Source organism: Variovorax sp. RTB1 (genome assembly GCF_035018765.1).
Lineage (GTDB): Bacteria > Pseudomonadota > Gammaproteobacteria > Burkholderiales > Burkholderiaceae_C > Variovorax.
The window spans coordinates 25095-36669 of the sequence record NZ_JASJXG010000048.1; the positions used below are offsets into that span (position 1 = coordinate 25095).

General features: G+C 65.0%; 12 protein-coding genes. 8 read left to right on the forward strand and 4 right to left on the reverse strand.

Annotation, left to right across the window (positions count from 1 at the left end):
* The first annotated feature begins 20 nt into the window (after window positions 1–20).
* Complete coding sequence (locus tag QN397_RS22055; protein ID WP_323498097.1) at window positions 21–1553, forward strand: TolC family outer membrane protein; 1533 nt, start codon at window positions 21–23, stop codon at window positions 1551–1553.
* Here QN397_RS22055 and QN397_RS22060 read toward each other — a convergent pair.
* Together QN397_RS22060 and QN397_RS22065 are read right to left on the reverse strand one after the other, a co-directional pair.
* Window positions 1534–2922 (reverse strand): 3-deoxy-D-manno-octulosonic acid transferase, encoded by a 1389-nt coding sequence (locus tag QN397_RS22060; RefSeq protein ID WP_323498098.1) that lies wholly within the window; start codon window positions 2920–2922, stop codon window positions 1534–1536. The two genes, QN397_RS22055 and QN397_RS22060, sit on opposite strands and share 20 nt — an antisense overlap.
* 20 nt (window positions 2923–2942) lie before the next feature.
* On the reverse strand, window positions 2943–4325 hold the full coding sequence (locus QN397_RS22065) for a phosphomannomutase/phosphoglucomutase (protein ID WP_323498099.1): 1383 nt from the start codon (window positions 4323–4325) through the stop codon (window positions 2943–2945).
* 82 nt (window positions 4326–4407) lie between these two features.
* Between QN397_RS22065 and QN397_RS22070 the strand changes: the two genes are divergently transcribed.
* Genes QN397_RS22070 through QN397_RS22080 form a run of 3 tightly spaced genes read left to right on the forward strand, consistent with a single transcriptional unit; the run spans window position 4408 to window position 7469 of the window.
* A complete protein-coding gene (locus QN397_RS22070; protein ID WP_323498100.1) occupies window positions 4408–6018 on the forward strand; it encodes a DNA-3-methyladenine glycosylase 2 family protein in 1611 nt (536 codons plus the stop codon).
* A gap of 6 nt (window positions 6019–6024) precedes the next feature.
* Window positions 6025–6522, forward strand: coding sequence for a methylated-DNA--[protein]-cysteine S-methyltransferase (locus tag QN397_RS22075; protein WP_323498101.1), 498 nt, complete (start codon window positions 6025–6027; stop codon window positions 6520–6522).
* Window positions 6519–7469: a DMT family transporter gene (locus QN397_RS22080; RefSeq protein ID WP_416352209.1), complete on the forward strand. Its 951-nt coding sequence runs from the start codon at window positions 6519–6521 to the stop codon at window positions 7467–7469. Before QN397_RS22075 ends, QN397_RS22080 begins: the two co-directional genes overlap by 4 nt.
* Here QN397_RS22080 and QN397_RS22085 read toward each other — a convergent pair.
* Window positions 7466–8122 (reverse strand): DUF1345 domain-containing protein, encoded by a 657-nt coding sequence (locus QN397_RS22085; protein ID WP_323498102.1) that lies wholly within the window; start codon window positions 8120–8122, stop codon window positions 7466–7468. The genes QN397_RS22080 and QN397_RS22085 overlap by 4 nt on opposite strands.
* 104 nt (window positions 8123–8226) lie before the next feature.
* Here QN397_RS22085 and QN397_RS22090 point away from each other — a divergent pair, with 104 nt between their 5' ends.
* The 4 genes from QN397_RS22090 (at window position 8227) to QN397_RS22105 (ending at window position 11115) form a co-directional block, all read left to right on the forward strand.
* Window positions 8227–8916 (forward strand): c-type cytochrome, encoded by a 690-nt coding sequence (locus QN397_RS22090; protein WP_261802266.1) that lies wholly within the window; start codon window positions 8227–8229, stop codon window positions 8914–8916.
* Complete coding sequence (locus QN397_RS22095) at window positions 8913–10256, forward strand: c-type cytochrome (protein ID WP_323498104.1); 1344 nt, start codon at window positions 8913–8915, stop codon at window positions 10254–10256. The genes QN397_RS22090 and QN397_RS22095 overlap by 4 nt, the downstream gene beginning before the upstream one ends.
* Before the next feature lie 172 nt (window positions 10257–10428).
* Window positions 10429–10944 (forward strand): type VI secretion system lipoprotein TssJ, encoded by a 516-nt coding sequence (gene tssJ, locus QN397_RS22100; protein WP_323498105.1) that lies wholly within the window; start codon window positions 10429–10431, stop codon window positions 10942–10944.
* Between the two features lie 36 nt (window positions 10945–10980).
* Window positions 10981–11115 (forward strand): hypothetical protein, encoded by a 135-nt coding sequence (locus QN397_RS22105; RefSeq protein WP_323498106.1) that lies wholly within the window; start codon window positions 10981–10983, stop codon window positions 11113–11115.
* A 4-nt stretch (window positions 11116–11119) separates the two neighbouring features.
* On the opposite strand, the gene QN397_RS22110 is transcribed toward QN397_RS22105, so the two are convergent.
* Window positions 11120–11542, reverse strand: a complete 423-nt coding sequence (locus QN397_RS22110) for a hypothetical protein (protein WP_323501930.1) — start codon at window positions 11540–11542, stop codon at window positions 11120–11122.
* Window positions 11543–11575 lie beyond the last annotated feature (33 nt).

Consider the following 11575-nt stretch of genomic DNA (forward strand, 5'->3'; position numbering starts at 1 on the left):
TTTTCTTCAAGGACTCTTCAATGCCCTTCTGGCCCCGGCTTCTCCCACTTCCTGCCGCGCTCGCAACGTTCTTTGCCGCGGTCGTACCGTCGGCACACAGCCAGAGCTTGATCGAGCTTTTCGACGCCGCACGCGGCTACGACGCAACCTACCAGGGTGCACGTGCGCAGTACGACGCCAGCGTGGCGCGCGCGGCACAGGCCAAGGCCGGCATCCTGCCGGCGGTGGGGTTGACGGCAGGGGCAGGCCGCACCGATCTCGGCATCAACGTGCTGGCCGGCACGCAGGGCTCTGTGGCTCGCGACTACAACACGCAGAACGTCGGCATCAACGCGACGCAGCCGATCTACCGGCCGGCCAACTGGGCCACCTACGAACAGGGCCTGCGGCAAGCCGATATCGCGCAGGCCGTGCTCACCACCGCCGATCAGGACCTGATCGTGCGCGTGAGCCAGGCGTACTTCGACGTGCTGGCCAGCCAAGACAGCCTGGCGCTGGTGCGGGCGCAAAAGGTGGCCGTCGCCGAGCAACTCGCATCGGCCAAGCGCAACTTCGAAGTCGGCACCTCGACCATCACCGACTCGCGCGAAGCGCAGGCCCGCTACGACCTGGTCATCGCGCAGGAGATCGCTGCAGAGAACGACTTGCAAGTGAAGAAGATCGTGCTCGACCAGCTGGTCGGGCGACCGGGCAGCGCGCCGACGCCGCTGGCTGCGCCTGTCGTGTTGCCGACGGCGCTGCCGGCCGACATCAACGCATGGGTCTTGCAGGCCGAAGACATGCACCCGTCCATTCGCCAGGCACGGCTCGGGCTCGATGTCGCGAGTCTCGAAGTACAGAAGGCCGAAGCCGGTCACAAGCCGACGCTCGACGCCAATCTCGGCTACAACGTGACGCGCAACCCGAGCGGCACCAGTACCAGCACGGTCGGCACGCGCATCAACGCGGCGACCATCGGCGTGGTGTTCAACCTGCCGCTGTTCGCCGGCTTCGCAACCGAAAACCGCATCAAGGAAACGCTGGCGCTCGAGGAGCAATCGAAGCAGCAACTCGAATCGACCCGCCGCAGCGTGACGCAGGCAACGCGCTCGGCCTACCTGGGGCTGGTGTCGGGCGCAGGCCAGGTCAAGGCGCTGGAAGCGGCGGAGTCGTCGAGCCAGAGCGCGCTCGATGCGAACCGGCTGGGCTACCAAGTGGGCGTGCGCATCAACATCGACGTGTTGAATTCGCAGAGCCAGCTCTACCAGACCAAGCGCGACCTCGCGCAAGCGCGCTACAACGTGCTGCTGGGCAACTTGAAATTGCGACAGGCCAACGGCACGTTGACGGCGGACGATCTTCAGGCGATCAACTCGACGCTGGCGGCGCCGGGCAGCGCGTCGGCCAACGCTTCGCCGACAGCTCCCTCGGCTGCGACGCAAAGCCCAGTGCCCGTGGCACCTACGCCATCGATCGTGGTGCCTGCGGTGAGGATGCAGCCGTTCAATCCGACACCTCCGGTAATGCCGACCGCACCGCCGGCGCCGCCAGTGATCAATCCGCCGGGTCGCTGAACCCGGGTTCAGTGCGCTCGATAGGCGCGGTGCCCGACATTGGCACCGGCCGCGGCGCGTCTTGCACCAGCGCCAATACGGCTGCGGCCGTACGTTGTGCGGCGCCACGGTTGGACGATGAGAAAGCAATGGCTGCCTCCACCATCGCTTCTCGCTTGCCCGCATTGCCGACCAGCCCCAGCGCCGCCATCACCGCATGTTCCATGTCCGGCACACGCTGCGCCGCGCCAGCCGACAAGGCCAGGTCGGCTGCTTCGGCAAAGTTGAAGGTCGAAGGGCCCATGACGATCGGGCAACCGCACGCGGCTGCTTCGATCAAGTTTTGCCCGCCCAGCGGCTCGAAGCTGCCACCGAGCAGTGCCACGCTGGCAAGCCCGTAATACAGCGCCATTTCGCCGAGCGAATCGCCCAGCCAGATTTCGGAATCGGCCGGCGCACTGGCCGAACTCCGGCGCGCCACGCCGAAACCCTGCGACTCGATCAACGCCGCCACCTCATCGAAGCGTTGCGGATGGCGTGGCACGATCATCCATTGCACCTCGTGCACGCGTTTGGCGATGGAACTGATGGCGGCTTGCGCCGGCGGCACCGGCACCGCGGCGCCGAAGCGCTTGAGCACTTCGAGCAGCATGCGCTCTTCGCCGTCCCGCGAACTTGCCAGCACGACGATCGGTTTGGGCAACGACGCACGCAGCGAATCGGCCGTCGCGAGCTGACGCAAATCGGGCGCCGCATCGAACTTCAGGTTGCCGTAAACACCGGCGACTTTGGCGCCCAGCGACACCAGCCGATGCGCGTCGGTTTCGGTCTGCGCCCACACTGCGGCGAGCGCGCCGTACGCCGGCCGCGCCAACCACGCGAGCCGTTCAGCAGAGGCCAACGACTTGGCGTTGAGGCGCGCATTGGCAAGCACCAGCGGGATGCCGCGCTCGGCACAGGCCGCAGCCATTTCAGGCCAGACCTCGGTTTCCATCAGCACGCCGATGCGCGGTTGAAACCGATCGAGAAAGGCGGCGACCGCCTGCTGCGTGTCCCACGGCAACCAGACCTGCATGTCACCGGGCTCCAGCAGCTTGGCGCCCTCTTCACGACCGGTGGCGGTGCCGTGCGTGAGCAGGATCGGCACACCGGGATGCTGGCGTCTCAGTTCGATCAGCAGGATGCCGGCCGCGCGCGATTCACCGAGCGACACCGCATGGATCCAGCACCAGTCGGTGCCAGTGAGTGCCGCGTCGTAAACGCCGAAGCGCTCTTCCACCGCCACGGCGTATCCGGGTTCTGCGACCGCGCGCTTGCGCAGCTTGCGGCGCAGCATCGGCTGCGCGAGTCGCATCATCGCGCCGTACAGGCGCAGCACCGACGACCTCACGTTGCGCAGGGTCTGCGCGCTCAGTGCGATGCCTCGGCCAGCGTGGCGTCGGGCTTGACCGTCTGCAGCAGCGCCATCATCTGATCCTGGATGCGATGCAGCGCGGCGTCGGTATGGCCTTCGAAGCGCATGACCAGCACCGGCGTGGTGTTCGACGCGCGGATGAGGCCAAAGCCATCGGGCCAGTCCACGCGCAAACCGTCGATCGTCGACACGCTCGCCGGCGCATCGAAGGTCGCCGTCTTGACGAGCTGCGCAACCAAGAGATGCGGCTCGCCTTCGGCGCACTGAACGTTGAGCTCGGGCGTGGAAAAGCTGGTCGGAAGCGCCATCAACACCGCGTTGGCGTCAGGACTCTTGCTCAAGATTTCGAGCAGACGACAGCCGGCGTAGGTGCCGTCGTCGAAACCAAACCAGCGCTCCTTGAAGAAGATGTGGCCGCTCATCTCGCCACCCAGCGGTGAATCGATTTCCTTCATCTTCGCCTTGATCAGCGAATGGCCGGTCTTGTAGATCATCGGCACGCCGCCGGCCGCTTCGATGGCCGGGGCCAGCTGTTGCGAACACTTGACGTCGTAGATGATGGTGCCACCCGGCACGCGCGAAAGCACGTCTTGGGCGAACAGCATCATCTGGCGGTCGGGAAAAATGTTGGTGCCGTCTTTGGTGACGATGCCCAGGCGGTCCCCGTCGCCGTCGAACGCGAGGCCCAGCTCGGCATCGCCCGCCTTGAGTGCGGCCATCAGGTCGTTCAGGTTTTCTAGCTTGCTCGGGTCCGGGTGGTGATTGGGAAAGTTGCCGTCGACCTCGCTGAACAGCTCGGTCACCTCGCAGCCGAGCGCGCGGAAAATGGCGGGGGCCGAAGCACCCGCGATGCCGTTGCCCGAATCGACCACGATCTTCATCGGCCGCGCCAGTTTGATGTCGCCGACGATGCGCTGCGTGTAGGCCTCGGTCACGTCGACCGTGCGAACGGTGCCACCCGGCGCGAGCGTGGCGCTATCGGCCTCGATGGTCTTGCGCAGGCCCTGGATCTCGTCGCCGTAGATCGCGCGGCCGGCCATCACCATCTTGAAGCCGTTGTAGTCCTTCGGGTTGTGGCTGCCCGTGACCTGAATGCCGCTGCGGCACAGCGTGTGCGCCGCGAAGTAAAGCATCGGGGTGGTGACGGCACCGACGTCGATGACTTCGATGCCCGTCGCCACCAGACCGCGGATGAGTGCAGCGGCAAGCGTAGGCCCCGACAAACGACCGTCGCGGCCGACCGCCACCGTCGTTTCGCCGGCAGCGCGTGCCGCACTGCCGAAGGCCTTGCCGAGTGCCTCGGCCACATGGGTGTCGAGGGTGACAGGAACCACGCCACGAATATCGTAGGCCTTGAAGATCGAAGCGTTGATTTGCATGAACAGATTGTAGGCACAAGGCCTTGCGGCCAGATGTCCGGAAATGGCTGATTGTGCGGCGCCATCGTCCTAAGATTGCGCCATGTCGAACCTCACCGCCCCACCGTCACCAGCCAACGTCGCGCCGCTGGAGAACGACGCCTGCTACCTCGCCATGAAGACGCACGACGCACGCTTCGATGGCTCGTTTTTTACCGCAGTGACCTCCACCGGAATCTATTGCCGGCCAGTCTGCCGGGTGCGCACCCCGCGGCGCGAAAACTGCCGCTTCTTTCGCCATGCCGCGCAAGCCGAGGCCGAAGGGTTTCGCCCCTGTCTGCGCTGCCGGCCAGAACTGGCGCCGCGCGCCGCCAGCTGGTCGACCGAAGATGCGTCGCGCATCCTCGCGTTGCAGGCAGCGCGCCTCATCGACGAGCCGGATGCGTGGTCGCACGGTGACGATGACAGCGGCCCCGGCGCAGCACAGATCGCTGCGAAGCTGGGTGTAAGCGACCGCCACTTGCGGCGCATCTTCGAGACGCAGTTCGGCGTGTCGCCGTTGCAGTATCTGCAGACGCGGCGCTTGCTGGCTGCCAAGCAACTCATCGCCGATACGCGCCTGCCGATGACACAGGTGGCGCTGGCCAGCGGCTTCGCCAGCGTACGCCGCTTCAACGATGCTTTCGTCGCGCACTACGGCCTGAACCCGAGCGCCTTGCGGCGTGCCGGCGGCAACGCCGAGGCCCGCGAAGGCCAGCCGATCGAAGTGCGGCTCGGCTACCGGCCGCCGTACGACACCGCGGCGATGATCGGTTTCTTCGAGCGCCATGCGTTGCGCGGTGTCGAGGCGGTGGCGGGCAGCGGCCATGGCATGCGCTTTGCAAGGACAGTGCGCGTGCAGCAAGGCATGCGCATTCACGTCGGCTGGCTGCAGCTCCGCTTCGACACCGAGCGCGAGCAGTTGATGCTGTCGGTCGGCGATTCGCTCGCGCCGGTGCTGCCGATCGTCATCTCCCGGGTGCGTGCGATGTTCGATCTCGATGCCGATCCGATCGCCATTAACGCAGCGCTGCATGAGAGGTTTCCGGATGGCGACGGCTTGCGTGTGCCGGGCACGGCCGACGGCTTCGAGTTGGCGGTGCGCGCGGTGCTCGGGCAGCAGATCACAGTGGCCGCGGCACGAACGATCGGCTCGCGGCTGGTCGAGGCTTTCGGCGAACCGATCGCCACACCGATCGACGGGCTCGACCGGCTCTTTCCGACACCGGCTGCGATCGCCGCAGCGAGCGGCGATGCGCTGGGCCAGCTCGGCATCGTGCGGCAACGCCAGGGCGCCTTGCAGGCCCTGGCGCGCGAAGTCATCGAAGGCCGGCTGGCACTGCACGCGGGCGCCGATGTGCCGTCGACGCTCGTCGCCTTGCAGGCTTTGCCCGGCATTGGCGACTGGACGGCGCAGTACATCGCGATGCGCGCATTGCGGTGGCCCGACGCGTTTCCGGCTGGCGACGTCGCGCTGCAAAAGGCGCTCGGCGTGACGACCGCGCGCGCTGCAGCGGAGGCATCCCAAGCCTGGCGGCCATGGCGCGGCTACGCCGTGCTGCGCGCCTGGCACACGCTGCCTGCAAGCGCAGCGCCGGGCATCAGGACATCGGCTACATCCGCTACAGCCAAGGCAATACAAGAACCAAGGACGAGGACAGGCACCATCGCCTGAGACACCATGAAATTCAAGAACGCAACGATCTACACGACGCACATCGACAGCCGCCTCGGCGGCGTCACGCTGGCCGCCACCGACGAGGGTTTGGCGGGGGCATGGTTCGATCATCAAAAGCACTCGCCCGACACCGCGGGCTGGCAGTCGAACGACGCGCATCCGGTGCTGCGCGAAGCAGCCGCGCAACTGCGCGACTACTTCGATGGCAAGCGGCAGCGCTTCGACCTGCCGCTCGACCTGTCGCACGGCACGGCGTTCCAGCAGAGCGTATGGCAGGCGCTGCTCGCGATTCCTTCGGGCGCGACGACCAGCTACGGCGCGCTGAGTGCCGGTCTCGGCAAGCCGGCCGCCGTGCGCGCAGTGGGCGCAGCCGTGGGGCGCAATCCGATCAGCGTGATCGTGCCGTGCCATCGCGTGGTCGGCAAAGACGGTTCGCTCACGGGCTATGCCGGCGGGCTCGAACGCAAGACAGCGCTGCTCGAACTCGAAGGCGCCTTGTGAGTGGTGCGGTAAAGGGCGCCGTGGGCGTCGCGGGCGCAGCGGTCGAACCAAACCCGCGCCGCTGGCTGATCGATCTGGTGTTGCTCGGTGCGCTCTGGGGAGCGTCGTTTCTGTTCATGCGCATCGCCGCGCCGGAGTTCGGGGCCTTGCCTGCGGCCGCCGTGCGCGTGGGTATCGCAGCACTGTTTCTGCTGCCGCTGTTGCTGGTGAGAGGCCACGGACCGACGCTGGCGCGCCACTGGAAAGCGACGATGCTGATCGGTGTTTTCAACTCGGGCATTCCGTTCGCGCTCTTCTGCTTTGCGCTGCTCACCATCAACACCGGGCTTGCTGCCGTGCTTAACGCGACGGTGCCGATGTTCGGCGCGCTGGTGGCGTGGGCATGGTTCAAGGACCGGCCCGATGGCTCACGCATCGTGGGCCTCATGATCGGCTTCGCGGGCGTCGCAATGTTGGCGAGTCGCAGCGCCGGGCTGCATTCCAGCGCCGACGGCCACGATGCCATGTGGGCCGTGCTGGCTTGCCTGGGTGCGTGCATGAGCTACGGCATTTCGGCAAGCGCCTCGCGTCGTTTTCTCGGAGGCATTCCGCCTTTGGCGACTGCCACCGGCAGCCAGATCGGCGCCACGATCGTGCTCGCGTTGCCGGCGCTGTGGCTCTGGCCCGCGCAGATGCCCAGCAGCCGCGCGTGGCTTGCGCTGATCGCGTTGGGCGTCGCCTGCACGGGGCTCGCGTACATCCTGTTTTTTCGTCTGATCGAACACGCCGGCCCGGCCCGCGCGCTCACGGTGACCTTTCTGGTGCCGGTGTTCGCAGTGCTCTACGGCACCGTTTTCCTCGACGAGCGCATCACGCAATGGATGCTTATTTGCGCTGCCGTGATCGTTTGCGGCGTGGCACTGTCCACCGGCATCGTCAAGCTGCGGCGGCCGGCGGCGGCGCTTTAAATCGCGCTGGCCACGACGTTGATGGAGAGCGCGAGCACCAGCATGTTGAAGGCGAACGAAAGGAGGCTGTGCACCGTCGTGATGTGTCGCATCTCGCGTGACGTGACCTGCACGTCCGACACCTGCGAGGTCATGCCTACGACATAAGAGAAGTACATGAAGTCGAAGTAGTTCGGGTCGAGCTTGCCCGGAAAGTCAAGGCCGGCACCGGCGATCTTGTTGTTCTTTTCTTCCTGGTAGTAGCGGTGCGCATAGTGGAAGGCATAGATGGTGTGGATCATCAGCCAGGAAAGCGCCAGCGACACCACGCCCAGCACGACATGCGCGGCCCGCTCGACATCGCTCAGGCCCTTGACCTGCTTGAGCAACATCACGATGACCCCGACGCTGACCAGCGCCGCTGCAAGCATGGCGGTCAGGATCAACGCGGTCGGCTGGTCGAGCGACTGAGCACGGGCACGCGTGTGCTCGGCGTCGCACGTTTCGGCCAGCCAAAAAGCCAGCATCAGGTAAACCAAAACGCCGCTGCACCAGCCCACGAGCCCTCGCGGGAGGCCATCGAGAGGCCACGCCAGGGTTCCGACGACCAAGCCGACGACGCCTCCATACAGCAGACGTTGCGGGCCCTGTGTCGATGAGAGATGTTTACGCATAGCAGGAATGTATCGGCTGCCACCGCTGCCGGCGCCACAATCGTTCGATGACATTCGTAGTCCGTATCCGCAAGGTCGGGTGGGTCCTGCCCACCTTGAGCGCCATGATTGCCTCTATCGCCTCAGTTACCTTCTCGGACATGGCCCTTGCCGCACCGCCCGGTCGCGTTCCTGACACCATCGAGCAACGTGCCGCCGCCTGCATCGCCTGCCATGGTCGCGAAGGCGCCACCGGCAACACGGCCTTTTTTCCGCGTCTTTCGGGCAAGCCGGCCGGCTACCTCTTCAACCAGCTCCGCAGCTTTCGCGACGGTCGCCGCTTCAACTCCGACATGGCCTACATGGTTCAACATCTGTCCGATCCGTATCTGCTCGAGATTGCCGAATACTTCGCCGGCCTCGATCTGCCCTATCCGCCCGTCGCGACGACGAGTGACGTTACGCCCGAGATGCTGCGGCGCGGCAAGGCGCTGGTCGTCGACGGCGATCGGAGTCGTGGCATCCCTGCATGCGCGGCATGCCATGGCACCGCCCTCACCGGCGTGCTGCCAGCCATCCCCGGACTGGTCGGGCTACCGCGCTTGTACCTGTCGTCGCAACTCGGTTCGTGGCTGACCGGCGAGCGCCATGCGCTCGCGCCGGACTGCATGGCGCAGGTGGGCAGCAAGCTGACGAGTAGCGACATCAACGCAGTGGCTGGCTGGCTTGCATTGCAGCCGGTGCCGGTCGATGCCCGGCCCGCAGCGTCGTTGCCCGGCCCGGCACCGATGGCTTGCAGCGGGATGACGCCATGAGCAACGACAACGAAAAAGACGATCCGCCCCGTTCGATGCTGCGTCGCATCGTGTTCGCCCTGCTGGTGACTACGGCGCTGGCATCGCTGATCGGCGCGGCGCTGATCGGAATGAGGCTGTTAGGCCCCGAGCGCGTTGCGGACGACGCAACTCCAGTCTTCGTCGCCACGGCAGGCCAGGTCGAGCGAGGCCGCTATCTCGCACTCGCCGGCAACTGTGCTGGCTGCCACACCACGCGCGGCGGCGCGGCATACGCGGGCGGCCTGGCCATCGACACTCCCTTTGGCACCATCTATTCGAGCAACCTCACATCCGACAACGCTCATGGTCTGGGCAACTGGAGCGCGGCGCATTTCTGGGGCGCCATGCACAACGGCCGCTCCCGCAATGGCAGGCTGTTGTATCCCGCATTTCCGTATCCGAATTTCACCAAGGTAACGCGCGAAGACTCCGACGCCATCTATGCCTACCTGCGAAGCGTGCCCGCGGTGTCGGTGCGCAACGTGCCGCATGCATTGCGCTTTCCGTACAACACCCAGGCTGCGCTCGTCGTGTGGCGTGCCTTGTCTTTCACGCCCGGCACCTTCGTCGCAGACACACGACAGCCCGCCGAATGGAACCGCGGCGCATACCTGGTCGATGGGCTGGGCCACTGCATCGCCTGCCATGGCACGCGCAACGTGCTCGGCGCCACCGAGGAAAAGCGTGGCCTGTCGGGCGGGCTGATACCGGTCGAGAACTGGTATGCGCCGTCGCTAGCCGACCCGCAAGAAGCGGGGCTGGCTGACTGGCCGACCGCCGACATCGTCGCGCTGCTGCAAACTGGAACGTCGCCGCATGGATCGGTGCTGGGACCGATGGCGGAAGTGGTTTACCAGAGCACGCAGCATCTGAGCGAAGCCGACCTGACAGCGATGGCAACTTATCTGAAGGCATTGCCTGCGGTCGCTGCCGCTGACGATCGAGAAATGGCCGATAGTGCCAAACCGTCAGCAACGAAAGTCAGTCGGCGCGACGTCGGCGTGATGGAGCGTGGCAACAGAATCTTCGATCAACGTTGCGCCTACTGCCACGGCGACGTCGGCCAGGGTGCGCAAGACGCCTACCCGCCGTTGGCAGGCAATCGCGCCGTCAATATGCGCTCGCCGATGAACCTTATCCAGATGGTGCGGCACGGCGGCTTCTTGCCTTCCACGGCCGGCAATCCGCGGCCTTACGGCATGCCTGCGTTCGGTCATGTGCTGGACGACAGCGACATTTCGGCGGTGCTGACTTACGTGCGCGGATCATGGGGCAACGATGCGGAACCGGTGTCGGCGCGGGAGATGATGAAGCGGTGAGGGAGTGAGGGCCTGAGCCATGCAGCACTACTTCTCGCTAGAGAGGCGAAAGTGATGGCGGCTGCAGAGGTCTCCATTGCGGCCGGTGTTGTAATTCACGCTCGATAGCGACAGAAAAACACAGCACCTGGGAGGGTCCATGTCGAACACCTTTGCAACAAGGCGCAAAGCCTTGCGCGTTTTGCCTATGACCGTGATGGTCGTTTTGCCCTTAGCGCTCAGCGCGTGTGGCCTGTTGAGCGGCAACAGCCAGCCGGCGCAAAAGGAGCAGGCCAAGCTCGATATCTCGATCGAGGCCGACCGCGACCTCAACACTGACACCAAAGGCCGCGGCGCGCCGATGCTGCTGCGGATCTATGAACTCAAGTCCGACATCGCCTTTCAGGAGGCCGACTTCTTCGCGCTGCAGAACTCCGACAAAGCCGTGCTCGGCACTGATTTGCTGGCCGTCGACCAGTTCATCATGCGTCCGGGTGAGACTCGAAAAATTCAGCGCAAGTCGAATCCCGAGACGACGGCCATCGCCATCTTCGCCGGCTATCGCGAACTGCCGACATCGGTCTGGCGTGTGGTCCACAAGATGGAAGTGGCGCCCGAGTCGAGCTGGTATCGCGCGGTGATTCCTGCCAACAAGGCGAAGCTGAAGATTGCACTGCAATCCAATGCGATTTTGATGACCGACGAATAATCCGGAACGCAACCCGTCCAGTACGCGAATGAATCAATGAAGGGACTGGATCAGAACCCGATCGAGGGCGCGAAGCAGCAGATCGACAGTGTCACGCAGAGCGTGCCGAAGATGCCGGAGACGCCCTCCTTGGACAGCCTCAAGAGTCCCGCAACCGGACTGAAGAAGTAGCGACCTACAGGCTGCGCAAGGTCGGCTTCTTGGGCGACGGCAAGATTCGTTTGCGCGGCATCGAAGCCTCTGGCAAGTCGGCCGGCAGCGCGTCGATCTCCTCATCGAAGGGCGTGCCGACGCCGGGGATGTAGAAGCGGTAATACCCGTCGTTGGGGGCGTTTTTGAACGCATCGTGCAACACCACCACGTTGCTATGGCTGCATTTGGACGGATCGTTGGTCTTCGTGAGTACCTCGGTCTTGTAGCGCTCCATGTTGTTGTTGGTACCGTCGAAGAAGATGCCCACATGGATCACGGTCGAGCATGGAAGCTTCTTGCCTTTGTAGTCGTCGGTATGCGGCGCAGCCTTGATGCGCTTCATCTGGTCCAGGCAACTGAAGGCGCGGTCTGCGCTTTGCGCGGCGGGAAGGGGTTCGACGGCCATGGGGGATGTCTTTGTTTGTCGGTTGATTCGGCT